Source organism: Bradyrhizobium sp. WSM4874 (assembly GCF_055811835.1).
Window position 1 is genome coordinate 168,181 of the sequence record NZ_JBVVPR010000007.1, and the last position, 25,912, is coordinate 194,092.

Consider the following 25,912-nt stretch of genomic DNA (forward strand, 5'->3'; position numbering starts at 1 on the left):
GCAAGCGCTTTGCGCGAGCGTTTCCTTGGCGGCAATCCGGCTCCGGCCCGATTGCTTTGCTCGGGCGTTTCCTCCCTAGACTTGGGCCGCTTGTCACAACAAGCGGCTCTTCTTTTTTGCACAATGCGCTAGCGCCGCATCGGCATGATCTGATCCATCGCCGGCATGTTCGCATTCAGATGCGCCATGATCCAGACGGTGCCGCCGACCACCAGGAACACGACCAGCAGCCCGAAAGCCAGCGCCAGCACGTTATTGGTGTTGTCGGGGCCGGTGGTGATGTGCAGGAAGAACACGAGGTGCACGCCCATCTGCGCGATCGCCAGCACGATCAGCGCGACGGGAATGGAAGGCTGCCAAACCAGATCGGTGCCCGCGATGAAGAACGAGGTCGCCGTGAGCAGCAGTGCAAGCACGAGGCCGACCACATAGCCGAGGATCCTGGTGCCGACACCGTGTTGTTCTTCCTCGCCCGGCGCGAGGTCGTGTTCGGCCCGCATATGTGCCTGATCACTCATACGCCACTCCCAAGCAAATAGACGACGGAGAAGACCCCGACCCAGACGATGTCAAGCGCATGCCAGAACAACGCAAAGCACATCATCCGGCGCAGCACGTCGGCACGAAAACCCTTTGCGAAGACCTGGGCCATCATGGTGAGGAGCCACAAGATGCCGGCCGAAACGTGCAGGCCGTGGCAGCCGACCAGCGAGAAGAACGCAGTCAGGAACGCGCTGCGCGACGGGCCATAGCCTCGCTCCACGAGGTCGGCGAACTCGCGGAACTCAATGACCAGGAAGATGAGGCCGAGCAAACACGTCACCGCCATCCCGAGATAGAACCAGAACCGGTTGCGCACATCGGCCGCGATACTCGCCATGCCACAGGTGAAGCTCGACAGCAGCAGGCAGACCGTCTCGATCGCGACGTTTCGTTGCTCGAAAATCTCCGAGCCCTTCGGGCCGCCGGCGGTCTGGTCGGCCAACACCGCGTAGGCCGCAAAGAAGCAGGAGAACATCACGATGTCGGAGAGCAGGAAGACCCAGAAGCCATAGGCGGTCACGATGCGCTTCGGCGCCGGGCCGGGATGCTCGATGACGAGCCCGATGTGATGGGGATCGGCGTGCGCACGGCCGGCGGTCGCGGTCATTGACATCAGACTGTCCCCGCCATGCTGACAAGATTGCGCCGCTCCTCGAGATTGACGCGGTCTATTGCAGCGACCTCGTCGGCCGGAATGACGTATTCGTCATGATCGCGCCAGGCGAACACGACGAAGGTCGCGAACGCTCCGATGCCGCCCAAAATCACCATCCACCAGATGTGCCAGATCAGCGCAAACCCCATGACGGTGGCGAAGAACGCGCAGACGAATCCGGTCGGCGAGTTCCTGGGCATCTCGATGTCCTGATACTCGGGCGCATCATGATCGAGCGATTGCTGCTTGGCATGAGCCTTCATGTCCCAATAGGCATCCTCGCCGCGCACATCGGGATTGAAAGCGAAGTTAAAGACCGGCGGCGGCGACGACGTCGCCCATTCCAGCGAGCGGCCGTCCCAGGGATCGCCGGTGCGATCCCGCAGGGCCTCGCGGTTGCGGATGCTGACCACGATCTGCACGATCTGGCAGATCACGCCAATCGTCAGCACGGCCATGCCGACGGCTGCGACCAGCATCCAGGGGCGCCACGCCGCGACGTCATAGTGCTGCATGCGCCGTGTCATGCCGAGCATGCCAGCGACGTAGAGCGGGATGAAGGTGACGTAGAAGCCGAGGAAAGTGAACCAGAACGCGAGCTTGCCCCAGCGGTCGTTGAGGCGAAAGCCGAACGCCTTCGGGAACCAGTACTCGAATCCGGCGAAGGCGCCGAAAAGCACGCCGCCGATGATGACGTTGTGGAAATGCGCGACCAGAAACATGCTGTTGTGGAGGATGAAATCGGCCGGCGGCACCGCGACCAGCACGCCCGTCAATCCGCCGATGATGAAGGTGACCATGAAGCCTATCGACCACAGCATCGGCGTCTCGAAGCGGATGCGTCCGCCGTACATCGTGAACAGCCAGTTGTAGATCTTCACCCCGGTCGGTATCGCGATGATCATGCTGGCGATGCCGAAGATGGCGTTGACGTCGGGGCCCGCGCCCATCGTGAAGAAGTGATGCAGCCAGACCATGAAGGAGATGACGCAGATCGCCATGGTCGCCAGCACCATCGAGCGATAGCCGAACAGCGCCTTGCCCGAGAAGGTGGAGACCACCTCGGAGAAGATGCCGAAGGCCGGCAGCACAAGGATGTAGACCTCGGGATGCCCCCAGGCCCAGATCAGGTTCATGAACATCATGACATTGCCGCCGGCCTCGTTGGTGAAGAAGTGGAAGCCGAGATAGCGGTCGAGCAGCAACATCGCGAGGGTGGCGGTCAGAATCGGGAAGGCCGCGACGATGAGGAGGTTCGAGGCCAGCGTGGTCCAGCAGAACATCGGCATGCGCAGATAGTTCATGCCTTTGGTGCGCAGCTTCAGCACCGTCGTCACGAGATTGATGCCGGCCACCAGCGTGCCGACGCCGGAGATCTGCAGCGACCACGCGTAATAGTCGACACCGACACCCGGCGAGTAGGACAGCTCCGACAGCGGCGGAAACGCGAGCCAGCCGGTGCGGGCGAACTCGCCGATCACGAGCGAGAGATTGACCAGCAGCGCACCGGTCGCGGTCAGCCAGAAGCCGACCGAATTGAGCGTCGGGAAAGCCACATCCCGTACGCCAAGCTGAAGCGGCACGATGAGATTCATCAGCCCGATGACGAACGGCATCGCCACGAAGAAGATCATGATGGTGCCGTGCGCGGAGAATATCTGGTTGTAGTGCTCCGGCGGCAGATAGCCCTGGGACTGATAGGCGACCGCCTGCTGGATCCGCATCATGATGGCGTCGCTGCCGCCACGCAGCAGCATCACCGACGCCAGCAGGATGTACATCACGCCGATCCGCTTGTGGTCGACGCTTGTGATCCATTCGTGCCAGAGATAGGGCAGATGCCCCTTCACCACGACCCAGGCCAGCACGGCGAGAATGCCGACCAACACCACGCCGCCTGCGATCAGCGGTATCGGCTGGTCGAACGGAATGGCCGACCAATCGAGCTTACCGAGCATCATGGCCTCCACTGTGCGACCGGCCTGCTTCGGATGCGAGCTCCGGACCCGGTCCTGGCGGAATGTGCTGGGTCGCGATCAGGTCGAACAGCCGGGGATCGTCGAGCCGGTAGGTCGGCCTGCCCTTTTCGATGCCCTGCTGCATCAACTTCTTGTAGCTATCCTCATTGAGGACAGCATCGCTCTTCGCCGTGGTCGCGACCCATTCCGGAAAGGCGAGCGGCGAGACCACGTTGACGTCGAACATCATGTCCGGAAAGCCGTCGCCGGAGAAATGCGCCGACAGGCCCTGCAGCTTGCCTTCGTTGTCGGCGCGCAGGTTCAGCTTCGTCACCATGCCGTTCATGGTGTAGATCATGCTGCCGAGCTGCGGGATAAAGAAGGTGTTCATCACGCTCGACGACGTCAGCTGGAAATTCAGTTCGGCGCCAGCCGGCACCGTCAGCGTGTTGATGGTGGCAATGCGCTGGTCCGGATAGATGAACAGCCATTTCCAGTCGAGCGAGACGGCCTGAATGCGGACCGGGCTGCCGGTGCCGGGCACCGGCGCTGCGGGATCGAGCTGGTGCGAGCCGATCCAGGCGACGCCACCGAGCAGGATCACGGTGAGCGCGGGGATCGCCCACACCACCATCTCCACCCGCCCGGAATAAACGAAGTCGGGCTGAAATTTTGCTTTGGGATTGGAGGCGCGAAACCAGAACGCGAAGGCCAGGATGGCGATGATGGTCGGCACCACGATCGCGAGCATGATGAAGACGGAATCGACCAGGATAGTGCTGTTGGCCGCAGCCACAGGCCCTTGTGGATCGAGCAGATTCATCGGCAAGCCACTGGCGGTTGGGAAGCCCCGGGACAGAGCCTAGCGCGGGAAAGGCTCCGCAACAAACGCGATCGTGCGAGGTCGGTTCCTGCGCAGCAGCAAGCCATTGGCGTGCATGTGCTTTCGCGCTGACGACGCAGCCATGCATGTTCGGCGGGACAGCGTGCATCCGATGCGACCATCAGGCGGCATGATCGGCCTTTGACCGCTGACAGCCCGTGCTATCGTAATGGAAAAGCAGGGAGAAAAACGTCATGCGTCTGAAGGACAAGGTGGCCATCGTGGTCGGGGCCGGGCAAAGCCCCGGCGAAGGCATGGGCAACGGCCGCGCCACTGCGCTGACCTTCGCGCGCGAGGGCGCCAAGGTGTTGTGCGTCGATCATCATCTGGAATCGGCGCAGGAAACCGTCAGCCTGATCGCCGAGAAAAACGGCACCGCCGCGGCGTTCAAGGCCGACGTGACCAAGTCCGCCGACATCAAGGCGATGGTCGCGGAGGCACAGGCGCGCTGGGGCCGGATCGACGTGCTGCACAACAATGTCGGCGTCAGCCTGTCCGGCGGCGACGCCGAGCTGCTGCAAATCACCGAGGAGGCGTTCGACCGCGTCGTCGCCATCAATCTGAAGAGCTGCATTTGGGCGGCGAAAGAGGTGATCCCGATCATGCGCGCGCAAGGAAGCGGCGCGATCATCAACATCTCCTCGATGGCGGCGATCACCACCTACCCTTACGTCGCCTACAAGGCGACAAAGTCGGCGATGATCGCCTTCACCGAACAGCTCGCCTATCAGAACGCCGAATACGGCATCCGCGCCAACGTCATCCTGCCGGGCCTGATGAACACGCCAATGGCCGTCGACACCCGCGCCCGCGAATGGCACAAGACCCGCGCCGAAGTCGAAGCCGAACGCGACAGCAAGGTGCCGCTGCGCAGGAAGATGGGCACGGGATGGGACGTCGCGAATGCCGCGCTGTTCCTGGCGTCGGACGAGGCGAATTTCATCACAGGTGTGACCTTGCCGGTGGATGGCGGCGCGAGTGTGAGACGGGGGTAGGCGCCGCAAGCGCAGTGCCGCTTCCCTTCCCCCCTTGCGGGAGAAGGTGGCGCGAAGCGCCGGGTGAGGGGTTCTCTCCGCACACACGTAGAGGAGTTCGCGGATAGAACCCCTCACCCGTCTCGCCGCTGCGCGGCGAGCCACCCTCTCCCGCAAGGGGCGAGGGTGCACCTGCGCCGCGGCTCAGCGCACGCCTGTCACCCGCCAGATCGTCCCATTGCCATCCTCCGACACTAGCAGCGAGCCATCCTTCGCCACGGCAACTCCGACCGGCCGCCCCCACACCTCGGTATCGCTCACCACGAACCCCGTGACGAAATCCTCGTACTCGCCCGTTGGTTTGCCGTCCTTCATCCGGATGCGGATCACCTTGTAGCCGGTGCGCTTCGACCTGTTCCAGGAGCCGTGCTCAGCGGCAAAGGCATCGCCCTGGTATTCGGATGGAAACTGCGTGCCCTGATAAAAAGTCATGCCGAGCGAGGCCGAGTGCGGCTGCACCAGCACGTCGGGCACTGTCACCTTGTCCTTGAGGTCCGGCCGCGCGCCGGCGTGGCGGGGGTCTTCATTGCCGCCGATATAGAACCACGGCCAGCCGTAGAACGCGCCTTCCTTCACGCTGGTCACATAATCAGGCACGAGATCGTCGCCGAGGCCGTCGCGCTCGTTGGTCGAGCACCAGGGCAGCCCGGTCTGCGGCTGGATCGCAAGACCGACGCAGTTGCGGATCCCGGTGGCGTAGATCTTCCGCTCCTTGCCCTCGGGGGTAAAGGCGAGCACGGTGGCGCGTTCGGTCTCGCTCGCCCAGGCCGCACCGAGCGGCTGCGCTTTCGACCAGGCTTCCACGCCACCCGGCGGCGAGCCCATGCCCTCGGCAACATTGCTGAGCGAGCCGACCGATACCAGCATGCGCTTGTTGTCCGGCGTGAACACGATGTCGCGGGTAGAGTGGCCGCCGTCGTGCGGCAGGCTCGCCACGATCGCCTCCGCCTTGCCGCGCGCCTTTAGATCGCCGGCCTGATAGGGAAAGCGGACGACGCTGTCGGTGTTGGCGACGTAGACCCACTGCGGATTGTCGCCGTTCGGGAAAAAGGCGATGCCGAACGGCTGCCTCAGTCCGGCAGCGAACACCTCGTTGGTCGCGACCTTGCCTCCTTCGCCGGCGCGCAACACGCGGATGTTGCCCGCGCGCGTCTCGGCGACGAAGACATCGCCGTTCGGCGCCACGCGCACGATGCGCGGGGCGCGCAGACCCTCGGCGAACAGCTCGATCTTGAAGCCGGCCGGCACCTGAAGCGCCCCCTCCGCCGGGCGCGGCACCACGCGCGATGAACTCGCAACCGACCGCGTGGCCCCGGGTCTGACCAGATCCCGCGGCCGGATCAACCTGACCGTGCCGGGCTTGTCGGCCTGCCAATCGCCGTAGGCGTCCTTGCCTTGCAGCACCGGCTCCGCCTGTGCGCAGGTCGCGACAGCAACCAGCCACCCCGCGGACATCGCCACGAACGAAATCCTGTTCTTCACGTCGTTTCCTCCCGGCCGTTACGTCTGGCGCATCAACGCCGATCGACACGCAAACGTTCTGCGACAGGTCAAATGCCTGCCGAATCCCACGTCAGCTTATGCCCGCACGATGTGCATCACCTGCAGCCCATCGTACTGGAAAATGCGGCTGATCGGTGCGACACATTGTAAGGGCGGGACCGCCGGTCGCGGTCATCAAGCTGCGGCATTGGTGTCGCATCTGTTGGGGTGATCATGTGGGGATCCATCATATCGGAATGGGCGAGCCTGCTGCTCCGCTGGCTGCACGTGGTCGCCGCGATCGCCTGGATCGGCAGTTCCTTCTATTTCATCGCCCTCGATCTCAGCCTTAAGCCCAGGAGCGATCTGCCGGACGGCGTGCAGGGCGAGGCCTGGCAGGTCCATGGCGGCGGGTTCTACCGGATCATGAAATATCTGGTCGCGCCCGCCCAGATGCCGGATGAGCTGACCTGGTTCAAATGGGAGGCCTACACCACCTGGCTGTCCGGCTTCGCGCTGATGGTGGTGGTATATTATCTCGAGGCCGATCTGTTCCTGGTCGACAAGTCGATCCTCGACCTCACGCCATTCCAGGCCGGCTTGTTCAGCCTCTGCAGCCTCGCACTGGCATGGCTGCTCTATGAAGGCGCCTGCCGCACCGGGCTGGCGCAGCGCGAACTGCCCTTCGCCATCGGCGGCTATCTGTTCCTGATCGCACTGACCTATGCTTTCACCCACGTGCTGAGCGGCCGCGGCGCGTTCAACCAGATCGGCGCGATCATCGGCACCATCATGGTCGCTAACGTCTTCACGCTGATCATCCCGAACCAGAAGAAGATCGTAGCCAGCCTTCTCGCAGGGCAGGCGCCCGATCCAAAGCTCGGCAAGACCAGCAAGGAGCGTTCGGTCCACAACAACTATCTGACGCTCCCCGTGGTCGTGCTGATGATCAGCAACCACTATCCCCTGCTCTACGCCACGCGTTTCAACTGGATCATCGTCGCGATCATCCTGGCGCTCGGCCCCGTGATCCGCCATTTCTTCAACGAGGGGCATGCCGGGCGCAAATCGCCGTGGTGGGTGTGGGGCGTCGCAGCGGCCGGCGTGATCGCAATTCTCTTTCTCTCGGCGGCCGGCCCGCGCGAGGTCAAGACAAGCGCGCTGTCAGCGCAGCCGACGCTTGCCAATGTCGAGGAGATCGTGATGTCCCGCTGCAGCATGTGCCACGCGGCCGAGCCGGTCTGGGCCGGCATCGTCACCGCGCCGAAGGGCATATTGCTCGACGCGCCCGAGCACATCCATCGCAACATCCGCCTGATCGGCCGCGTCGCCGCCTGGTCCAATGCGATGCCGCCGGGCAACATCACCGAAATGACCAGCGAGGAGCGCGCCATCCTCGCCGCCTATATCGAGCAGGCGCGCTGACGCCATCGCGCGTCGATATCGCGTTTCGCGGAATGAAATTTTCCGCATGTCCCGCCGATTTGAAAATGACTTGGCCGCCTATCCGGCGTAGACAGGATTTGCGGCCGCCGACGGCGGCCCAGTCAGTTTGCATTCGGGGAAAGAACAGTGGCCCTCAAGAACGTCATCGGTATCGACCACGCCGTGGTCATGGTTCAGGACCTCGACAAAGCCGCCGAAAATTACCGGCAGCTCGGCTTCACCATCTCGCCGCGCGGCACTCACAGCGCACATATGGGCACCGGCAACTACACCATCATGTTCGACCCTGACTATATGGAGCTGCTCGGCGTGCTCGCGGCGACCGAGCACAACGCGCCGGCGCGTGCCTTCCTCGACAAGCGCGGCGAAGGCATCGAGCGCATCGCCTTCACCGCGGTCGATTCCACCGCCGGCGCGGAGGAAATCCGCGCGCGTGGCCTGGAGCCGATCGGCCCGACCGATTTCGAACGGCCCGTGACGCTGCCTGATGGCACGATCTCGGCGGCGAAATTCCGCACCTTCATGTGGCCGACCGCGGAAGCGCCCGGCGGCGTGCGCATTTTCGCCTGCCAGCACAAGACGCGGGAGACGGTATGGATTCCCGAGCTGATGAAGCACGCCAATGCGGCCAAGCGGATCAAGCAGACATTGATCGCGACGCCCGAGCCCGCGAAGGAAGCCGCGCATCTGGGACGGCTGATCGACCGCGAGCCAAAGAGTGAAACCGACGGCGCGGTGACCGTGGCCTCCGGTGGCGATCGTGCCGATTTCGTTTACTTGACGCTGGAGCAGCTCGGCAAACGCTATCCCGGCGTGCCGCTCGCGGGTCTTTCCGAACGCGGTGGCGCTGCCCTGGTGCTCGCGAGCGGCGATCTCGCGGCCACCGAGAAGGCGCTTGGTTCGGCAGCGGTGCGCAGCGGGCCTGCGATCTGCGTGCCGCCGGCCAAGGCCAACGGCACCCTGCTCGCCTTTGTTGCCGGCTGATTTGAACTAATTCTTTAACAAGCGTTTACCGGGTCGCCCTAGGCTTCTGGGCTACCCGCGCCTTCAGGGGCCAAGCGCATGTTCAAAGAGAAATCGCCGATCGCCTATGACGCGCAGGCCGAACTGAAGAAGTGGCCGTCGCTCAAAGGCGAGAGGCAGAAGGATCGAGGTCCGCCCTATCTCGTCTACAACGGCACGCTCGCCGACTGCGTCCGCGAGCTCATGGGCAAGCCCATCAAGGGCATCTCGCTCTACGACATCATGACGAGGCCGCAAGCAGCGTTCGACCAGACCGTGCTGTCGCCCGGCGATGCCGCCGAGATCGCGATGCGCAAGGACTTTCCCAAGGATTAGTTCGAGGCGCGCCTGCCGCCGGACTTCCCCTGCTGCCTGGACGAGGAGTCCGTCGGCGCATCCAGGAAGACCACCGGCGTGCCGCGCTTGACGTGTTCGCCCAGCGCACGCACGTCCCAATTGGTCAGCCTGACGCAGCCATGCGACGCGGACTTGCTGACCCTGTCGGGCTCCGCCGTTCCGTGGATGCCGTAACCCTGCGCGGACAAGCCGATCCAGTATGCTCCCACCGGATTGTTCGGGCCCGGCTGAACATCGAACGGCTGTTTCGATTTGACGCTTTTGAACTTGTAGTCAGGGTTGTAGTGATAGACTGGATTCTCGTGGGTGCTGGTGACCTTGAGCGTACCGCTCGGCGTCGGACGATCCGGACTTCCGATTGACGCGGGATAGAATGCGATCAGGGTGCCGCTCCCGTCGAATGCTTTCAACGTGCCGTTCTTCTTGTCGACGTCGAGCCGCGCGATCTGCGGCAGCTCACGCCGCGCCGGAACGTTTGCAACGACCATGGTCTCTCCGACCTTGTCGAAGGCCTTGTCCGGATTGAGCGCCCTGAGCAGATCGGCGCTCATGTGGAATTTCTCGGCAAGCCCTTCGAGCGGACTGGTGTAGCTCAGCGCCTTCAGCGGTTTCATGTCATCAAGCTTGCCGGGCAGCTCCTTCAGAAACGGGCCCTTCACATCGGCGTCCGTGATCTTGTATTCGACGAGGACAGGGCCTTCGCTCGCGGCATTCAACTTGTCCCAAAGCTCCGGTACGATCGTTTTGTCGGATGCAACGCCGTTCTGCTCGGCGAATGCCTTGAGCGCCTTCTGCGCATTCTCGCCGAGCTTGCCGTCGATCTCCCCGGGCGAGAACCGCGCACGGTCGAGCAGAATTTGAAGCTTCACGATCGCGGCGTTGAGCTTGTCGCTGGCAATTTGCTTTGCGGGACGCGAAGCATCGTTCACCGCTGCTGCATCGAGATTGCCCGCAAGCACCGGAGAAATCACCGACAGCGAAATCACCGCGCCAAGCATCCACCGCATCATCTCGCTCGTCCAATTCGCAATGCCCGCAAAATCGCGGAGAGAAGTGTTTCCCGGCGGGAACACCGTAGTAACACCTGCGGAACCTGCGAGACCGCAGCTTTGCCGCAATCGCAGGGTTAAGAACTCCTTATCGTCGGCGCACCGCTGGCCGTTCACCCACAGTTCGAGGTTGCTCCAGCAAATGCGATTTGTCGTCGCGGCTTGCGCCGCGTTCATGATTCTGATGTGCGACTTCGATCCGTCGGCGTCCCGCCAAACATCAGCTTTCGACCGTGCCGTTCTTCAAAACACTCAGGCCTCCCCACTTGTTCCCGTGGTCGAGCTGTTCCTCGCAAGCGTGCAGGCCCTCGAGCTCGCCAATGCACGCGCGTCCCATGAGGAGACACCCGAGCCGCCGCGCGCGGTTGAACCCGTCGCGCAGGCGCCGGTTTCGGCGACGGAGCGATTCTGCCACGCGCTTCGTGGAGCCGCCGAAGCCAGCGGCATTCCGGTGCCGTTCTTCGCACGTTTGATCTGGCAGGAGAGCCGCTTCAAGTCGAACGAGGTCAGCCAGGCCGGCGCGCAAGGCGTGGCACAGTTCATGCCGGAAACGGCAGCCGAGGTCGGGCTGGATGATCCGTTCGATGCGATGAAGGCGCTGCCGGCGTCGGCCAAATTCCTGCGCAAGCTGCGCGACGATTTCGGCAATCTCGGCCTTGCCGCAGCTGCCTACAATGCAGGTCCCGGCCGGATCCAGAAATGGCTCGCCAAAGAGAGCGAGCTGCCGCGCGAGACACGCGACTATGTCCGCATCATCACCGGCACCAAGGCCGAGGACTGGACCGAGCGCGCGGGAGCCCTCGCGATCCGGATCGACCTCCCGCGCGAGGCGCCATGCGAAGGCATCGGCAGCTTGTCCAAGACGAAAGACGTCGCCTGGGTTCCGGTGAACCTGACGCCCTCTGTCACGACCATCATTCGCAAGGCCGAGCAATTGGCAGCCCGGCTGACGACCAGCCGCGCACGCAAGCGGCTCGCGTCCCTGATCCGGAAGAGCACCCACGGCAAGGCACGCAGCATGATCGCGGCGCGCGCGGCGGGAAAGAGCGCGAAGGCCCGTGCCATTCGTTTTGCGGCGCGCGAACGATCTTCGGGCTGATGCGAAGTCTGGCGATCTAGTCGATACGATGGCTTTCGCTTCCGCTCGACCCATCCGACGAACTACGAACGCGACGATGTATAAGTCAAAAAGATCAGCGAGCCGATGCCAAGCATGGCTGCCATGAACAGCAGCACGGCGGGCAGTCCTGCGAACGCCGCCACCGCGCCGGTGATCGACTGCATCAGCGCCGCGCCGAGGAAGAAGGCGAGATTGATCGCCGCGAGCGCCTTGCCTGCCACTTGCGCGTCGACCAACTGCCGCGACATGCCGAACAGCAGCGGCTGCGCCGAGGTCGCCAGGCCAATGAGCACGAACAGCACGAGGTCGTATTGCGGCGGCATCACGGGAAGGCCGAGCAGCATCGAGACGGCATAGTGCGGCGCCCCTAACGCCATCATCGCCAGCAGCAATGCGCCGGCCAGGTGCGTTCCCGCCACCAGCGCGCGGCGGCGGCCGATCCTGCGGTCGATCATGCCGATGACAAGCGGACCCGCAATCATCGCCAGCGTGAACGCGCCGAGCTGGTTGCCGGCCTCGACCCGCGACAATCCCTTGACCTGCATGAGCCATGGCCCGCCCCACAGGCCGCGCAGCACCAGCGAGGTCGCAAGCGACACCAGCGCCAGCGCGATCAGGCCGCGCAAGGGCCGCGACAATCCGAGCCTGAGCACCTCGATCATCTGCGACAGCGGCGAGGATTCGTCCTTGTGCTCGGCCGGCTGGTTCGGCACCAGCAGGAACACCGCGAACGCCACGGCGACGCCGCCGAGCGCCGAGATCCAGAACCCGGCGCGCCAGCCGTAGGTGTCGACCACGAAGGCGAGCGGGCTCGACGACAACAGCATGCCAATATTGCCGATCGAGAGGATCGCGCCCGACCACAGCCCAAAGCGCGCGGCCGACAATTGCTTGGCCGCCAAGGTCATCGGGCACATCAGCATGCCGGAGGTTGCGACGCCCAGCAGCACCTGTCCGACCGCGAAGCTTTCGGGTCCCGTCGAGAACGCGGACGCGATGGCGCCGACCACGGTTCCCGCGAGCAGGCTCAGCGACACCGGCCGCACGCCAAAGCGGTCCATCGCCGCACCGACCGGGATCTGCGCGGCCGCAAACGCGAACGGATAGACCGAGGTAAGGCTCGCCAGCGCCTGTGGCTCGATGCCGAAATCCGCCGCCATCAGGTCGAGGCTGACCGCCGGAATGGTGCGCAGCAAGGTCGAAAGCATGTGCCCGCAGGCGAGCGCAAGCAGCGCAAAGATCAGCGCGCGGGTGGCTCCCGCGTCGTTGGTGGCGGCGGTGGTCATGGGCGTTGCGTCCCGGCAAGGTTTCGGGTGGGGTTACATGATTGGCGGGTGCATGCCAACATCGGAACGCCATGGCCGCAAAGTCATGGATGCACAAGATCCTGGACGCGCAAGGCAAGTGGCATCATGTACCTCGGCATCGACCTCGGCACCTCTGCCGTCAAAATCATTCTGGTCGACGACGCGCAGCGCGTGGTGGCGAGCCGCAGCCGGTCGCTGACGGTCTCTTCGCCGCGTCCCGGCCATTGCGAGCAGGACCCAGCGCAATGGATCGAAGCTACATTCGCGACGCTGGACGCCTTGAAGGCGGATCACGCGCGCGAACTGGCCGAGGTCGAGGGCATCGGCCTGTCCGGCCAGATGCACGGCGCGACGCTGCTCGATGCCGGTCACACGCCGTTGCGGCCCTGCATTCTCTGGAATGACGGACGGTCCTTTGCGGAATGCGCCGAGCTGGAGCGGCGCTGGCCCGCGTTGCGGACGACGACAGGCAACAAGGCGATGCCGGGATTCACCGCGCCAAAACTGCTGTGGGTCGCCAGGCACGAGCCGGAGATCTTCGCGGCGACAAAACTCGTGCTGCAACCCAAGGCCTATCTGCGCCTGGTGCTGACGGGCGAGGCGATCGAGGATGTCTCGGACGCCTCGGGTTCGCTGTGGCTCGATGTCAGCAGCCGCGATTGGGCGGACGAGGGGCTCGCCGCGACTTCTCTCTCGCGCCGACAGATGCCGCTTCTAGTCGAGGGCTGCGCGCCGGCGGCACGGCTGCGGAGCGAGTTGGCGCAGCGCTGGGGCATGACCGGGCGACCGATGCTCGCCGGCGGGGCCGGCGACAATCCGGCGGGAGCCGTCGGCATCGGCGCGATCAATCCCGGCGCAGCCTTCATTTCGCTCGGAACCTCCGGCGCATTACTGGTGCCGACCGAGACGATCGCGTCCAACCCGGAGCGGGTCGTGCACACGTTCTGTCATGCCGTCCCCGACAGGTGGATTCAAGCCGGCGCGATCCTCTCGGCGGCATCGTGCCTGGCCTGGATCGCGCGGCTGTTGGGGACATCCGAGGCCGACCTGCTGGCGCCGCTGGGCTTGCGCCCGATGGCGCCGTCGCCGGTCAGCTTCCTGCCGTACCTCTCCGGCGAACGCACCCCGCACGACGATCCCGATGTGCGCGGCATGCTCGATGGGCTCAGTCACGCCACCGATCGTGACGCAATCGTACAAGCCGTGCTGGAAGGCGTCGCCTTCGCGCTCGCGGACTGCCGTGACGTGCTTGCCGAGACCGGACTTATGATCGCGGAGGCGGATGTCATTGGCGGCGGCTCGCGGTCGCGGTTCTGGCTTGCGGTGCTGGCCAATGTCCTGAACATCCCCATGCATCGCTTTGCCGACGGCGAGACCGGCGCGGCGTTTGGCGCGGCGCGGCTCGGCCGCCTCGCCGTCACCGGTGAGGCAATCGAGACCGTCTGCACCGCGCCACGGCGCGTCGAGACGTTCGAGCCTGAGCCGGCGCTCGCGCAAGCCTATGCCGAGCGGCTTGTGGAATGGCGCCGCCTGTACCGGCCGCGGCGCTGATCGCGATACGCGATGATGTGGCGAAGAAAAGGCATCGCACGCGAGATCGGTTCCGTCTGCAAAAGATAAAAGCAGCGCCGGAGCGTTCGTCCGCATGCGGGAGGTATTGCCTCGCGCCACAACCTTTTGTTTAATGCTCGCACCCGCGCCAGGGACCAACGAGACGCGGGTGAGATTGCGCTGCCGCTATCGGCGCGTCGGGGAGGTGTGATGAGCGAGCCCATCCTCGAGATGCGCCGGGTCTCCAAATCGTTCTTCAGCATCAAGGCGCTGCGCGACGTCGACCTCACCGTCTACGCGGGCGAGATCCACGCCTTGATGGGCGAGAACGGCGCCGGCAAATCCACCCTGATGAAGATCTTGTCGGGCGCCTACCGGCCGGACCCGGGCAGCGAAATCCGCATCGACGGCGAGCCCGTGCAGATCAGCGGGCCGCTCGGCGGCCGCGCGGCCGGCATCGCGATCATCTATCAGGAACTCTCGCTCGCCCCCAATCTGAGCGTTGCGGAGAACATCTATCTCGGTCGCGAGCTCTCCCGCGGCGGGTTGCTGGCGCGCGAGGCGATGCAGGCCGGCGTCGGTCCGATCCTCGCGCGGCTCGGCGCGGATTTCACGCCGCAGACGCAGGTCGCCAATCTCTCGATGGGCCAGCGCCAACTGGTCGAGATCGCGCGCGCGCTGCACGCCCGCTCCAGGATCCTGATCATGGACGAGCCGACCACCGCGCTGTCGGCCGGTGAGAGCGAAAGGCTGTTCGCGCTGATCCGCCAGCTGCGCGCCGAAGGTCTCGCCATCATCTACATCTCGCATCGCATGGACGAGGTCTATGCGCTCGGTGACCGCGTCACGGTGCTGCGCGACGGCACGCTGGTCGGTTCGCTCGACAAGGGCGACATCCGCGCCGACACCATCGTCCGGATGATGGTGGGACGCGACGTCTCCTCCTTCTACAAGAAGGAGCATGATCCCAGGAACGATCCCAACGCGCGGTCGGGCGCTCCCGTGCTTGCGGCCGTCGACATCGCCGACGGCAGGCGCGTGAGGGGATGTTCGCTGACCGTGCATGCGGGCGAGGTCGTCGGTCTTGCCGGCCTGGTCGGCGCCGGCCGCACCGAGCTTGCGCATCTGATCATCGGCGCCGCGCCGATGATCTCGGGCCATGTCGAGATCGAGGGGCGCGCGGTCTCCATCCGCACGCCCGGTGAGGCGCTGGACGCCGGCATTGCCTATCTCACCGAGGACAGGAAGGCGCTCGGCCTGTTCCTCGACATGTCCTGCCTCGACAACATCAATCTCGCGGTGCTGGGCCGCGATGCGAAATTCGGCGGCATCCTCGATCGCGACAAGGCCCGCGACCGCGCCAAACGCGCCTTCGCGGGCCTCGGCATCCGTGCTGCCAATGTCGGTGTTCCCGCCGGCGGGCTCTCCGGCGGCAACCAGCAGAAAGTGCTGCTGTCGCGGCTGCTCGCGATCGGCCCGAAGATATTGATCCTCGACGAGCCGACGCGCGGCGTCGATGTCGGCGCCAAGTCCGAGATCTATTCGATCATCGACAATCTCGCGAAGTCGGGCACCGCGGTTCTCGTCATCTCGTCCGACCTGCCCGAGATCATCGGCATCTGCGACCGCGTCATCGTGATGCGCGCAGGACATATCGCCGGCCAGATCCGGCGCAACGCGACATCGCCGCTCAGTCAGGAGGAGATCATGGCCCTCGCCACCGGAACGGAGCAGCTCGATGCCTGAGAACGGCGCCTCCTCCAGCACCGCCCCCGTCGCGCCCGGTCTTGCCGCCGCGCAGGAGACGAAGCGGCAGCGGACGCGGATGATCATTCGCGCGGTGGGCATGCTGCCGGTGCTGCTGTTGCTGTGTATCGGCTTTCACGTGCTGTCGGACGGCCGCTTCTTCACCGGCCAGAACATCGGCATCGTGGTGCAGCAGTCCGCGGTCAATACCGTGCTGGCCGCAGGCATGACCTTCGTCATCCTCACCGGCGGCATCGACCTTTCGGTCGGCTCCATCCTGGCGGCGTCGGCGATGGCCGGGCTGATCATCTCAAAATTCCCGGATCTCGGGGTGCTGTGGTTGCCGGCCGCGGTGCTCACCGGCGCCGTCTTCGGCATTCTCAATGGCGGCTTGATCGCGCTGTTGCGCCTGCCGCCCTTCATCGTCACGCTGGGGTCGTTGACCGCCGTGCGCGGCGCGGCGCGCCTGCTCGGCGCCGACACCACGGTGTTCAATCCGTCGATCCCCTATGCCTTCATCGGCAACGGCGCCTTGACCCTCATTCCCGGCGTCCTGTCGATTCCCTGGCTCTGGGTGATCGCGTTGCTGGTCATCCTGGTGTCGTGGCTGGTGCTCAAGCGCACCGTGCTCGGGGTGCACATCTACGCGGTCGGCGGCAACGAGAGCGCGGCGCGGCTCGCCGGCATCAAGGTCTGGGCCGTGCTGATCTTCGTCTACGGCGTGTCCGGCCTGCTCGCGGGCCTCGGCGGCGCGATGCAGGCGGCGCGCCTCTACGCCGCCAACGGCCTGCAGCTCGGCCAGTCCTACGAGCTCGACGCCATCACCGCCGTGATCCTGGGCGGCACCTCCTTTGTCGGCGGCATCGGCTCGATCTGGGGAACGCTGGTCGGCGCGCTGATCATTGCCGTGTTGTCGAACGGCCTGATCCTGATCGGCGTGTCCGACGTCTGGCAATATGTGATCAAGGGCCTGGTGATCATCGGCGCGGTGGCGCTGGACCGCTATCGGCTGCAGGGCTCGGCGCGGACCTGAGATCAAGAAAATGCAGCCAGCGCTGCGCCGTCACGTCCATTCCGTCATGGCAACTGGTCGCCGTGCCGGAGCTTCAAACAGACCAGGGAGGAAGCCAATGTTGAAGTCGATCTCGTTTGCCGGCGCCGCGATGGCGCTCGTCCTGAGCTCTGCGCCGTGCTTCGCCAAGGAGCTCAAGTCGATCGGCGTTTCCTTGGGTTCGCTCGGCAATCCGTTCTTCGTCGCGTTGTCGAAGGGCGCCGAGTTCGAGGCCAAGAAGACCAACCCCAACGTCAAGATCACCACCGTCGGCTTCGAATATGATCTCGGCAAGCAGGTCACCCAGATCGACAATTTCATCGCCGCTGGCGTCGACCTGATCCTGCTCAACCCCGGCGATCCCAAGGCTGTCGGCCCGGCGATCAAGAAGGCGCAGGCCGCCGGCATCGTGGTCGTTGCCGTCGACACCGCGGCCGAAGGCGCCGACGCCACCGTGACCACCAACAACGTCCAGGCCGGCGAGATCTCCTGCCAGTACATCGTCGACAAGCTCGGCGGCAAAGGCGACGTCATCATCGAGAACGGCCCGCAGGTCTCCGCGGTGATCGATCGCGTCGTCGGTTGCAAGAACGTGCTCGGCAAGAACCCCGGCATCAAGGTCCTGTCCAACGACCAGGACGGCAAGGGCTCGCGCGAAGGCGCCCTCACGGTGGCGCAGGGCTATCTGACCCGCTTCGCCAAGATCGACGCCATCTTCGCCATCAACGATCCTCAGGCGATCGGCACCGACCTTGCGGCGCGCCAGCAGCAGCGCACCGGTATTATCATTACCGCCGTCGACGGCGCCCCCGACATCGAAGCAGCCCTCAAGGACCCGCAGTCGCAGCAGATCCAGGCCTCCGCCTCGCAGGACCCGTTCTTCATGGCCCGCCGCGCCGTGCAGGTCGGCGTCAACATTCTCAACGGCCAGAAGCCGGCGTCCACAGTCGAGCTGCTGCCGTCGAAACTCGTGACGCGCGACAATGTCGGCGAGTACAAGGGCTGGACCTCGGACCGCTCGCAGTAGCAGGCGGAAGACGGCCGGTGCCGGGTGCGGCGCTGGTCGGGCTCGCGTGGCGCGGTGTTAGCTGGTCATGCAGCGGTTGACCGGGTCGGCCGCGCTCTCGTTAAGCTCATGAACTTGAGGTCACAGGTTCAATCTCGTCTCTCATCATATGCGCAGGCTTGGACCAGCCGACGTCCGCTTTTCGACACCAAGCGGACCCCTGAGTTTCAATGCAAGAGTTTAGCTTGTGACCCCAAGCGGACCTTGGCCCTCCACGAAACGCGGGATTAACTTGCAGGTGTTTGAGTGATCGGCACCAAGCCGTAGACGTTCACGCCTTAATATCCTCTAGAAGGAGAACGCCATGATCCTTTTTGTGTGGGGCACAATACTCATGGTCACCTTCATTCCGGGCGCCATTGTTGGCTGGCTGGTTGGGAAAATTCCGTGTCCCACAGGGGTGTGCGGAGCATTGTTGGTTGCTGGATCAGCCCTTCTGGGGTTTGCGGCCTCCGAGATAATCGCTCCAAATCAGTCGGCCAGGTTTCATGAAGAAGAATTGCTGATGTACTCCCCACCGATTTTGGTCGCGATGTTGCTCGGACTATGGATCAGCCGCGCAAAAAAGAGGCCTCCGGCTCGCCCGTGGTATCTGCCCCCGAGAAAGCGGAGTAAGGCCATCTCTCAGTTGGGTGACCTCATTTTTCTTCAGGGCGGCTATTGGCCCGTTTGAGACATTCCCGCCTATTCTGAGAATGTCCGTTCACCGGGGTAGACCGGAAGTCGCCATGATCCGGCCAACCGACGCGAATGACCCAACGACGACATTTTTTCTGCGGGGCTGGCGGACAACGGCCAGCGCGCCTTTCCCGGCCTTCGGGCCCGTGTTGAGCCAGATCAATGCCGATCCCGCGACGAGGCCGAATTTCCGCCGTCGCACTCAGTATGGATAGGGCGCCCGCTATGAAACCCCTGCTCAAGCAAATCCTGCACAGCCCGCTGCTCTGGATGCTGATCTTCGTTCCGGCCGTGCTGGTGGCGGAAGCGGTTGCACCGCATTCCCATACGCTGCTCTTCGTGCTTTCGGTACTCGCCATCGTGCCGCTAGCCGCCCTGCTCAGCCACGCGACCGAAGCGGTCGCCGCCAAGACCGGCGATGCAGTCGGCGGGCTGCTCAATGCGACGCTGGGAAACTTAACGGAGCTGATCATTGCGATCACCGCGCTTCAGGCCGGCCAGTATATGCTCGTGAAAGCGTCGATTGCCGGCGCGATTGTCACCAACGCCCTGTTTATGCTAGGTGCCTGTCTATTGCTCGGCGGCCTGCGCTATCACGTCCAGGAATATAATCGTGCCGGCGCGCGGCTCTACTCCGGTCTCTTGCTGATGGCCACCGTCGCCCTGCTCGCCCCGTCAGCGGTCGCCGACCTCGATCTCGTACAAGGCGACGCTGTCATGCGGAAGCTCAGCGTCGGTCTCGCCATACTGCTCATCATCGCTTACGCGCTCGGCCTGCTGTTCTCACTGAAGACCCACAAGGAATTGTTCGCAAGTGCCGACCATAGCGAGGGTGAGGAACATTGGCCGATTGGCCTTGCGGTCGGCACGCTGCTCGTCGTCACTTTGTTGGTTGCACTAGTGAGTGAGATTTTTGTCGAGTCCGTACAGAAGGCGGCGGAAACGTTTGGAATGAGCCCAGCCTTTGTCGGCTTTATCATCGTCTCAATGGTCGGCGCCGCCGCCGAGTTTGCCGTGGCATTTTCTGCGGCGCGCAAGGACCGCCTCGACATGAGCGTCAGCATCGCGCTCGGCAGCGCTTCCCAGATCGCGCTGTTCGTCGCACCCGCACTGGTGCTGCTCAGCTATGTCGTCGGGCCGTCGCCAATGAGCCTGCAGTTCTGGCCGGGCGCCGTCACCATGGTTATGATTGCGACCGTGACCGCGAGCTTCATTACGAGCAGCGGGCGCTCGGCCTGGTTCGTCGGCGCCCTGCTTATCTTCATCTACGCGGTCTTTGCGCTGACGCTGTACGTGGTCCCGCCAGCGAGCCAGGGGATTGGGTAACGCCAACGCCTCCTTTTCCTCACCATCCGTCGGCGCCGTGCCGTTTGTGAGTGAGTCGGTTGTTGGCCCAGAATTGCGATTGGACAATTCCAGCGGGTCGCGCAGCGGCATCGTGTGTTGGTGGGTTGCGCCGGCGCGTCAATGCGTTACCACGATGAAATCCGTGTCTTTTCCCGTCTCCTGGCTAATTCCGTCGTCGGAAACAATCAACGAAGAGGCCGGCGTCAGGAGTTCAGAGATCTTCTCAACCGTATCCCGGGGCATTTCGATACGGTTGAGCGCAGCGTTGGCGTTATCGGGTAACGGTTCCGGCGCGGTTTGCTTCGCGGGCGCTTCTCGCCGTTTCGTGGCAGCTTCGGACATGCGGGGCAATTCCTCCGGAATCGACACGACGCTCCAGCGAATAGCCGTTCCCTCGTTCTGGAATTCCATTGCGGTAAACACGTGCGTTCCCAGCGGCTCCTCCGGATTTTCGATCTTGACCGGGACATCAAACAACGGCGTGAAGCCCTGACGCACGAACAGCTTGCTCAACTTACGACTGACGAAAATGGAGATCGGGACGATCTTTTTAGGCACGCTTGCAGCGGGAGCCGAGCCCGGCTCCTGGAGACTGGCGGCTTCTGGGGTCTCGGCGTTTGACACCAGTGATCCCTGCTTTGCCGCGGCTGCACCGATGCTCTTGGTTGCGGCGGTGGCACTCCGGAATTCGGACGAACCGGACGCGGCTTTCGGTTGAAAAAGCTGCGGATTGGCTATCTCGACCGGCTGGACATCACCATGCGCAATGATCACGCGCGTGCCGCGCTTCGTGAGATGCCAGAGTCGAACGGCAAAATCATTCTTCAAACGGATGCAGCCGTGTGACGCTGGATGCCCGGGCACGACACCGGCGTGCAACGCTATCCCTGACCAGGTGATGCGTTGCATGTAGGGCATGGGGGCGGCGCTATAAATATTTGAACGGTGCCATCGTTCTTTGCTGATGACGCTGAACACGCCGAGAGGCGTCGGATGCCCCTCCATTCCCGTGGACACCGAAGAGCGTGCAATCAGGGCCCCGTTGTCAAAAAGCGAGACACGTTGGTCTGCGATCGAGATGATGATCTGGAGCGGGCCCTTCGGAAGGGGCTCGGGCCGAACGCTCTTCGCCGTTTCAGAGTTTGTCTGCCGGTGGTGGTGCTTGTCCTTGTACGGAGCGTAATGGCTTCGCCAGAACGTGTGTTGGGGTCCAAGCAGAAATTGAGCGTGTGCGATCCCCGCAGGGAACATGAAAATGGCGAATACAGCGGTTGTTATCGCGCGCTGCATTGCTGGTAATTCTTTAACGAACATCGCCCGGTCCCGTAGGCGCCATTCCATCGTTTCGAGACGATGCGCGAAGCCGAAGCCTGATGCGTCATCCTGACGGCGCACCAAGCCTCTCCTCCAAATCTGGTCGCAGTGGGTCGAAAATTGGACCGTACTCACAATTACCGTCGGAGTTGCCGCTGAGACGGGCGCAATGGCTTGTGAACGACGCGTTGCAATCGGGCAACACGTTTTAGAAAAATTGACGAGCGGCCGTTCGCGCCATTGCGCGACCCACATTGATCCCAAGAATGAGCCTCTTCGCATGCTTGGCTTTTCTACACGGCTCCGGTGGAGCCTATGGGGGCGACGGCATCATGAACCCGCGGCGATTTGCGATAGTGGCGCCGACGTTTTGCGGAACGGTCGTTCTCGCGGGGTGGATCGTTGGCTGGCTGGCTGGCTTCGGTCCGGCCGGCACCGAAAACGCCCGCGCAGTGACAATCCAGCAGCGCGCAGCATCTCTCGCCGCCAGCGCGAGGCTCGCGGATGAACCGCCGGCAATCGCAATGGGCAACACCGGACCCGCGAACGCCGCTGTTGCTAGCGCCGAAGTGGCGACGGCCGCAGAGCCCGCGGCAGGGACGGCCACCGACACGACGGTGGCCTCGGATAAATCGGAATCGATCGTCGTGGCCGCGTTGCCCGATCCGTCGCAAACTCTGTCGGCCGATTTACCGCCTGCGCAGGATTCGGTGGACTTGGGCCACCACGATGTCGCCCAGCCGGCGCCGACCACGTGCGGTGCATCCGGCGGTGCCTCCAGCACGGGGCCGCAGGATTTCCGGTATCTCATTTGTTATGTCTGGTCCGAACTGCCGCCTGCCGAGAAGCCGGCTGCGATCGTCTTGCGTTCGTTCAAGGACATCCCGGTCGGAACGCCGGTGGAAGAGATCAAGCGCGCGTCCGACGCTTTCGGTCTGGATTTCGCTTTCATGAAGGCGGTGGCCAAGGTCGAGTCCGGGTTCGACCCCAAGCAACGCACCGGGTCGTATATCGGGCTGTTCCAGCTGAGCAAATACGAGTTCAGAAAATTCGGCTCCGGAGACATTCTTAATCCCCGCGATAATGCCGTTGCGGCGGCCTACAAGGTCATCACGGAAGGCATTCTGTTCCAGTGGGTGACGCACAGGAAGCCGGACTTGAACGATCTTTACCTGATCCATCAGCAGGGCTGGGAAGGCGCCGCGGAGCACCTCAGCCAACCCAATCGCATCGCCTGGAAATCGATGTGCGCCACAAGCGAAGGCAGGGAGAAGGGCGAAAAATGGTGCAGGCGCGCGATCTGGGGCAATACGCTTCCGGCCGTCAAAGAGGCGTGGAAATCCGTGGAGAAGCTGACGTCGGAGGCGTTCGTCGGAATGTGGCGCGAGCGGGTTGCTCATTTCCAATCGAAATACATGGGCACCGCGACCGCCGAAGCCGAGCGGGCGCAGGCACCAGTGAATTCCCGTTGAGTGGTTAGCAGGAGTTGCCGCACCCGCGGGCGAGCGGGGCTTCACCGTCGCTGGTCGCGCGGATGCGCTTTATATCGTCAACGACGCGCTCGGGTCGTTCCTGCTGCTAGCGAGGCAATCGATCAGGTGCCGATGTCTGCTTGTGGCCCGAAGGCGAAGTGTCCGGCACGCCGGCAGCTAGGGCCATAGCGGACATCGAGAATACGCGGGCAGATCGACGCGAATGACCGAAGCGGAGCACCTTGAAAGTGAAGTCAAATCATGATGCCAGGCATGAAGCATCGGACGCGCGGATGGCCGTCTATGTAATGCCTCCAGACCATTGTACGGCCGAAGCGGTTTGGTTCTGTGACAACCGCACCGTCGGGTACGAGCACCCATTCGCCGTCAATGAGGACGCGGTAACGGCCCCGACTGGACTCCCAATCGGCATCGGACACTATGTATCCATCGGCATCGGTACAGCACTTTCCAAATTCGCTCTGCAAGCTTTCAAACCACGACTTCAGCGGAGAGTGGTCGTATCGGCCATCATCGCGTGCAAGTACCGGCGTCAGTAGCAACGCTGAACCCAGCAACGATACCGCAAGTTTCGCTGGAAACATCTGTTTGCCTCCGCGAGATTCGCCGGCCGATCCGCTGGCTTTGTGCGGCTTAGGCTGGCAACCCGGAAACTAGGTCTGTTGCAACTGCCGCTGACGAGTGACGATCGCTACAATCGCTCGATGCTGTGATGGGAGAGATCATTGCCATCGCCCACTGACGTGAGTCCGGCAATTCGAGCGAAGGTTCAAACAGGACAACACTTCAACTAAAGGTCAGTGCAGCTGCTTCTTTGCCCTAGCCTGCCCTTAGCCGATCTCCAGGCTGGTGCAGAGCTTGTCAGCTCATGACGGCGTAGCCGACCAAAGCCCTCACAGACTTCCGTGCTCCGCCGTGCATGAGCGGGATTTGCCGTGCACTGCGGGTGAGAAGACAGCTATTTTGATCTCGCTTCCAGTGCGAGCAACGCAAGGATCAGCGCGCGGGCACCGCCCGCGTCGTTGGTGGCGGCGGTCCCCATCAACCTCCCGTCCCGATCAGTTTTTCGGTGGCGTTACACGATCGGACGGCCCGTGCGCAAATGGCGCGCCGACAGACCATCGTTGCAGATGGCGAACGGGTCAGATCACAGCGTGGAAAATCATGTACAGCAGGCCGGCGATCAGCATGGCCGCGGGCAATGTCAGAACCCATGCCAATACGATGTTCCTGATCGTCCCCGTCTGCAGCCCCGAGCCGTTAGCCGCCATGGTGCCGGCGACGCCGCTGGACAAGATATGCGTGGTCGACACCGGCATGCCGTAAAACTCAGCGCCGAGGATGGTGCCGGCCGCTACCAGCTCGGCCGAAGCACCTTGCGCGTAGGTCAGGTGCTGCTTTCCGATACGCTCGCCGACCGTCACGACGATCCTGCGCCAGCCGACCATGGTGCCGAGGCCAAGCGCGATCGCGACCGAGACCTTGACCCAGGTGGGAATGAAGCGCGTGCCGTCTTCCAGGCTGGTGCGATAGCTTTTCAGGACAGCGGCGTCGCCCGGCTCGAGCTTGGCGCCCGCGTCGGGCAGCAGACGGATGGCGTCGGCCGCCAGGTACATGTCGTTGCGCATGTTGGGCGTCGCCGCCGCCGGAACCCGGCTGATCGATCCGTAGCTCTTCACGCCATTGGCGACCTCGTCGGACAGGCTTGCGAGCGCTGCGAACACGTCCGGCCGGTTCAGGTCCCGGGTCTTGAGCGCGGTCCCAATCAGGCCGCGTGCATCGTTCGGACTGACCTGCTGAGCGCCTTGTGCACGCGCCGCGAACACCGACTTCGCCTTGCTGGTGATGTCGACGAACGCCGGCGTGCTCGAATCCGGCATGGTCCGGTTCAAAGCGTACGCGGTCGGCGCCACGCCGATCAGGATCAGCATGATGAGGCCCATGCCCTTCTGCCCGTCATTGCCGCCATGCGCAAAGGACACGCCGGTGCAGGTCAGGATCAGGATGCCGCGGATCCACCACGGCGTCTTGCCCTTGGGCTCCTGGTACAGCTTCGGCACGGGAACGACGGCCTTCAGTAACAGCAGCAGCAAGGCCGACAACGCGAAGCCAACGACCGGACTGAACAGCAGCGCCTTGCCCACGCTCATGGCCTGGGTCCAGTCGACCCCCGACGTGGCTTGCCCGGTGGGGGCGAGAAGCTCGTTGGTAAGCCCGACGCCCATGATCGATCCGATCAGGCAGTGCGACGAGCTGTTCGGGATGCCCATCGACCAGGTCGCGAGATTCCAGATGATTGCCGCGATCAGCAGGGCGAAGATCATGGCGTAGCCGGCGGTGCTGCCGACCTGGAGGATCAGGTCGACCGGCAACAGCGTGATCACGCTGTAGGCCACCGCGCCGGTGGAAACCAGCACGCCGAGGAAGTTGAACACGCCCGACCAAATCACCGCGGTCAGCGGCGGCAGACTGTGGGTGTAGATGACGGTTGCGACCGCGTTGGCGGTGTCATGGAAGCCGTTCACGAATTCGAAGCCGAGTGCGATCATGAGGGCAACGCCGAGGAGCAGCAGCGCACTGATCGCGAGCGGCTCGCCGACGCTTTGCGTATCGGTGAAGATGCCGTAGGCAGCATAGCCGATGCCGCTGACGAGGAAGAGCAGGAAGACCGCCACCATGCTGACATGGGGTTTCTTGTGGAGGTCGGGTTTGGCGGCGGCTTGCGCGACCGGACGTGCATCGTTGAGTGCGAGATCGGACATGGGGATAGCTCGGCGGTCAGTCTGTCAGCGATGATCCCGGCGGATCAGGAAATCCATGGGAGCCTCAG

General features: G+C 63.6%; 22 protein-coding genes. 12 read left to right on the forward strand and 10 right to left on the reverse strand.

Going from position 1 to position 25,912, the window contains the following annotated elements; genetic code table 11:
- Positions 1–128: 128 nt before the first annotated feature.
- Genes cyoD through AC0L3P_RS10065 form a run of 4 tightly spaced genes read right to left on the reverse strand, consistent with a single transcriptional unit; the run spans position 129 to position 3,979 of the window.
- Entirely contained in the window at positions 129–518 is a 390-nt protein-coding gene (gene cyoD / locus AC0L3P_RS10050) for a cytochrome o ubiquinol oxidase subunit IV (RefSeq protein ID WP_473301758.1), read from the reverse strand.
- Positions 515–1,156 carry a cytochrome (ubi)quinol oxidase subunit III gene (locus AC0L3P_RS10055; protein ID WP_473301759.1) on the reverse strand — a complete coding sequence of 214 codons (642 nt, stop codon included), beginning with the start codon at positions 1,154–1,156 and terminating at the stop codon, positions 515–517. Before AC0L3P_RS10055 ends, cyoD begins: the two co-directional genes overlap by 4 nt.
- Positions 1,156–3,156, reverse strand: a complete 2,001-nt coding sequence (gene cyoB, locus AC0L3P_RS10060) for a cytochrome o ubiquinol oxidase subunit I (RefSeq protein ID WP_473301801.1) — start codon at positions 3,154–3,156, stop codon at positions 1,156–1,158. The genes AC0L3P_RS10055 and cyoB overlap by 1 nt, the downstream gene beginning before the upstream one ends.
- A complete protein-coding gene (locus AC0L3P_RS10065) occupies positions 3,146–3,979 on the reverse strand; it encodes a cytochrome ubiquinol oxidase subunit II family protein (protein WP_354056725.1) in 834 nt (277 codons plus the stop codon). The genes cyoB and AC0L3P_RS10065 overlap by 11 nt, the downstream gene beginning before the upstream one ends.
- 254 nt (positions 3,980–4,233) lie before the next feature.
- Here AC0L3P_RS10065 and AC0L3P_RS10070 point away from each other — a divergent pair, with 254 nt between their 5' ends.
- Entirely contained in the window at positions 4,234–5,034 is an 801-nt protein-coding gene (locus AC0L3P_RS10070; protein WP_473301760.1) for an SDR family NAD(P)-dependent oxidoreductase, read from the forward strand.
- Positions 5,035–5,217: 183 nt separating this feature from the next.
- Here the strand turns inward: AC0L3P_RS10070 and AC0L3P_RS10075 are convergent, their stop codons facing one another.
- Positions 5,218–6,555: a PQQ-dependent sugar dehydrogenase gene (locus tag AC0L3P_RS10075; protein WP_473301761.1), complete on the reverse strand. Its 1,338-nt coding sequence runs from the start codon at positions 6,553–6,555 to the stop codon at positions 5,218–5,220.
- Positions 6,556–6,789: 234 nt separating this feature from the next.
- Between AC0L3P_RS10075 and AC0L3P_RS10080 the strand changes: the two genes are divergently transcribed.
- The 3 genes from AC0L3P_RS10080 (at position 6,790) to AC0L3P_RS10090 (ending at position 9,339) form a co-directional block, all read left to right on the forward strand.
- Positions 6,790–7,980 carry a urate hydroxylase PuuD gene (locus AC0L3P_RS10080; protein WP_473301762.1) on the forward strand — a complete coding sequence of 397 codons (1,191 nt, stop codon included), beginning with the start codon at positions 6,790–6,792 and terminating at the stop codon, positions 7,978–7,980.
- A 147-nt stretch (positions 7,981–8,127) separates the two neighbouring features.
- Positions 8,128–8,985 (forward strand): VOC family protein, encoded by an 858-nt coding sequence (locus tag AC0L3P_RS10085; protein ID WP_473301763.1) that lies wholly within the window; start codon positions 8,128–8,130, stop codon positions 8,983–8,985.
- Between the two features lie 78 nt (positions 8,986–9,063).
- On the forward strand, positions 9,064–9,339 hold the full coding sequence (locus AC0L3P_RS10090; protein ID WP_473301764.1) for a hypothetical protein: 276 nt from the start codon (positions 9,064–9,066) through the stop codon (positions 9,337–9,339).
- On the opposite strand, the gene AC0L3P_RS10095 is transcribed toward AC0L3P_RS10090, so the two are convergent.
- Complete coding sequence (locus AC0L3P_RS10095; RefSeq protein WP_473301765.1) at positions 9,336–10,370, reverse strand: L,D-transpeptidase family protein; 1,035 nt, start codon at positions 10,368–10,370, stop codon at positions 9,336–9,338. The two genes, AC0L3P_RS10090 and AC0L3P_RS10095, sit on opposite strands and share 4 nt — an antisense overlap.
- A 181-nt stretch (positions 10,371–10,551) precedes the next feature.
- On the opposite strand from AC0L3P_RS10095, the gene AC0L3P_RS10100 reads away from it, so the two are divergent.
- Complete coding sequence (locus AC0L3P_RS10100; RefSeq protein WP_473301766.1) at positions 10,552–11,508, forward strand: lytic transglycosylase domain-containing protein; 957 nt, start codon at positions 10,552–10,554, stop codon at positions 11,506–11,508.
- A gap of 62 nt (positions 11,509–11,570) precedes the next feature.
- Here AC0L3P_RS10100 and AC0L3P_RS10105 read toward each other — a convergent pair whose 3' ends face one another.
- Positions 11,571–12,815 (reverse strand): MFS transporter, encoded by a 1,245-nt coding sequence (locus AC0L3P_RS10105; RefSeq protein WP_473301767.1) that lies wholly within the window; start codon positions 12,813–12,815, stop codon positions 11,571–11,573.
- Positions 12,816–12,941: 126 nt separating this feature from the next.
- On the opposite strand from AC0L3P_RS10105, the gene xylB reads away from it, so the two are divergent.
- From xylB to cax, 6 genes are all read left to right on the forward strand, one after another.
- Positions 12,942–14,387: a xylulokinase gene (gene xylB / locus AC0L3P_RS10110; RefSeq protein WP_473301768.1), complete on the forward strand. Its 1,446-nt coding sequence runs from the start codon at positions 12,942–12,944 to the stop codon at positions 14,385–14,387.
- A gap of 210 nt (positions 14,388–14,597) precedes the next feature.
- Positions 14,598–16,133 carry a sugar ABC transporter ATP-binding protein gene (locus AC0L3P_RS10115; RefSeq protein WP_473301769.1) on the forward strand — a complete coding sequence of 512 codons (1,536 nt, stop codon included), beginning with the start codon at positions 14,598–14,600 and terminating at the stop codon, positions 16,131–16,133.
- Positions 16,126–17,166 carry an ABC transporter permease subunit gene (locus tag AC0L3P_RS10120; protein WP_354207323.1) on the forward strand — a complete coding sequence of 347 codons (1,041 nt, stop codon included), beginning with the start codon at positions 16,126–16,128 and terminating at the stop codon, positions 17,164–17,166. The genes AC0L3P_RS10115 and AC0L3P_RS10120 overlap by 8 nt, the downstream gene beginning before the upstream one ends.
- Before the next feature lie 97 nt (positions 17,167–17,263).
- Positions 17,264–18,211, forward strand: coding sequence for an ABC transporter substrate-binding protein (locus tag AC0L3P_RS10125; protein WP_473301770.1), 948 nt, complete (start codon positions 17,264–17,266; stop codon positions 18,209–18,211).
- A gap of 343 nt (positions 18,212–18,554) precedes the next feature.
- Complete coding sequence (locus AC0L3P_RS10130; protein ID WP_473301771.1) at positions 18,555–18,923, forward strand: hypothetical protein; 369 nt, start codon at positions 18,555–18,557, stop codon at positions 18,921–18,923.
- Positions 18,924–19,153: 230 nt separating this feature from the next.
- Positions 19,154–20,254, forward strand: coding sequence for a calcium/proton exchanger (gene cax, locus AC0L3P_RS10135; RefSeq protein ID WP_275170359.1), 1,101 nt, complete (start codon positions 19,154–19,156; stop codon positions 20,252–20,254).
- A gap of 138 nt (positions 20,255–20,392) precedes the next feature.
- Here the strand turns inward: cax and AC0L3P_RS10140 are convergent, their stop codons facing one another.
- Entirely contained in the window at positions 20,393–21,670 is a 1,278-nt protein-coding gene (locus AC0L3P_RS10140) for a L,D-transpeptidase (protein WP_473301772.1), read from the reverse strand.
- A 275-nt stretch (positions 21,671–21,945) separates the two neighbouring features.
- Here AC0L3P_RS10140 and AC0L3P_RS10145 point away from each other — a divergent pair, with 275 nt between their 5' ends.
- On the forward strand, positions 21,946–23,061 hold the full coding sequence (locus AC0L3P_RS10145; RefSeq protein WP_473301773.1) for a lysozyme family protein: 1,116 nt from the start codon (positions 21,946–21,948) through the stop codon (positions 23,059–23,061).
- Between the two features lie 254 nt (positions 23,062–23,315).
- On the opposite strand, the gene AC0L3P_RS10150 is transcribed toward AC0L3P_RS10145, so the two are convergent.
- Both AC0L3P_RS10150 and AC0L3P_RS10155 read right to left on the reverse strand, forming a co-directional pair.
- The gene (locus tag AC0L3P_RS10150) at positions 23,316–23,666 is read right to left on the reverse strand and encodes a hypothetical protein (protein ID WP_275170356.1); all 351 of its coding nucleotides are present in this window, start codon (positions 23,664–23,666) and stop codon (positions 23,316–23,318) included.
- A 558-nt stretch (positions 23,667–24,224) separates the two neighbouring features.
- Positions 24,225–25,844 carry an inorganic phosphate transporter gene (locus AC0L3P_RS10155; protein ID WP_275170355.1) on the reverse strand — a complete coding sequence of 540 codons (1,620 nt, stop codon included), beginning with the start codon at positions 25,842–25,844 and terminating at the stop codon, positions 24,225–24,227.
- Between the last annotated feature and the right edge of the window lie 68 nt (positions 25,845–25,912).

Bases quoted from the DNA above. Each gene is read 5' to 3' on its own strand.
- cyoD (WP_473301758.1), bottom strand. From the start codon at position 518: ATGAGTGATCAGGCACATATGCGGGCCGAACACGACCTCGCGCCGGGC.
- AC0L3P_RS10055 (WP_473301759.1), bottom strand. From the start codon at position 1,156: ATGTCAATGACCGCGACCGCCGGCCGTGCGCACGCCGATCCCCATCAC.
- cyoB (WP_473301801.1), bottom strand. From the start codon at position 3,156: ATGCTCGGTAAGCTCGATTGGTCGGCCATTCCGTTCGACCAGCCGATA.
- AC0L3P_RS10065 (WP_354056725.1), bottom strand. From the start codon at position 3,979: ATGAATCTGCTCGATCCACAAGGGCCTGTGGCTGCGGCCAACAGCACT.
- AC0L3P_RS10070 (WP_473301760.1), top strand. From the start codon at position 4,234: ATGCGTCTGAAGGACAAGGTGGCCATCGTGGTCGGGGCCGGGCAAAGC.
- AC0L3P_RS10080 (WP_473301762.1), top strand. From the start codon at position 6,790: ATGTGGGGATCCATCATATCGGAATGGGCGAGCCTGCTGCTCCGCTGG.
- AC0L3P_RS10090 (WP_473301764.1), top strand. From the start codon at position 9,064: ATGTTCAAAGAGAAATCGCCGATCGCCTATGACGCGCAGGCCGAACTG.
- AC0L3P_RS10095 (WP_473301765.1), bottom strand. From the start codon at position 10,370: ATGATGCGGTGGATGCTTGGCGCGGTGATTTCGCTGTCGGTGATTTCT.
- AC0L3P_RS10100 (WP_473301766.1), top strand. From the start codon at position 10,552: ATGCGATTTGTCGTCGCGGCTTGCGCCGCGTTCATGATTCTGATGTGC.
- AC0L3P_RS10105 (WP_473301767.1), bottom strand. From the start codon at position 12,815: ATGACCACCGCCGCCACCAACGACGCGGGAGCCACCCGCGCGCTGATC.
- xylB (WP_473301768.1), top strand. From the start codon at position 12,942: ATGTACCTCGGCATCGACCTCGGCACCTCTGCCGTCAAAATCATTCTG.
- AC0L3P_RS10115 (WP_473301769.1), top strand. From the start codon at position 14,598: ATGAGCGAGCCCATCCTCGAGATGCGCCGGGTCTCCAAATCGTTCTTC.
- AC0L3P_RS10120 (WP_354207323.1), top strand. From the start codon at position 16,126: ATGCCTGAGAACGGCGCCTCCTCCAGCACCGCCCCCGTCGCGCCCGGT.
- AC0L3P_RS10125 (WP_473301770.1), top strand. From the start codon at position 17,264: ATGTTGAAGTCGATCTCGTTTGCCGGCGCCGCGATGGCGCTCGTCCTG.
- AC0L3P_RS10130 (WP_473301771.1), top strand. From the start codon at position 18,555: ATGATCCTTTTTGTGTGGGGCACAATACTCATGGTCACCTTCATTCCG.
- cax (WP_275170359.1), top strand. From the start codon at position 19,154: ATGAAACCCCTGCTCAAGCAAATCCTGCACAGCCCGCTGCTCTGGATG.
- AC0L3P_RS10150 (WP_275170356.1), bottom strand. From the start codon at position 23,666: ATGTTTCCAGCGAAACTTGCGGTATCGTTGCTGGGTTCAGCGTTGCTA.
- AC0L3P_RS10155 (WP_275170355.1), bottom strand. From the start codon at position 25,844: ATGTCCGATCTCGCACTCAACGATGCACGTCCGGTCGCGCAAGCCGCC.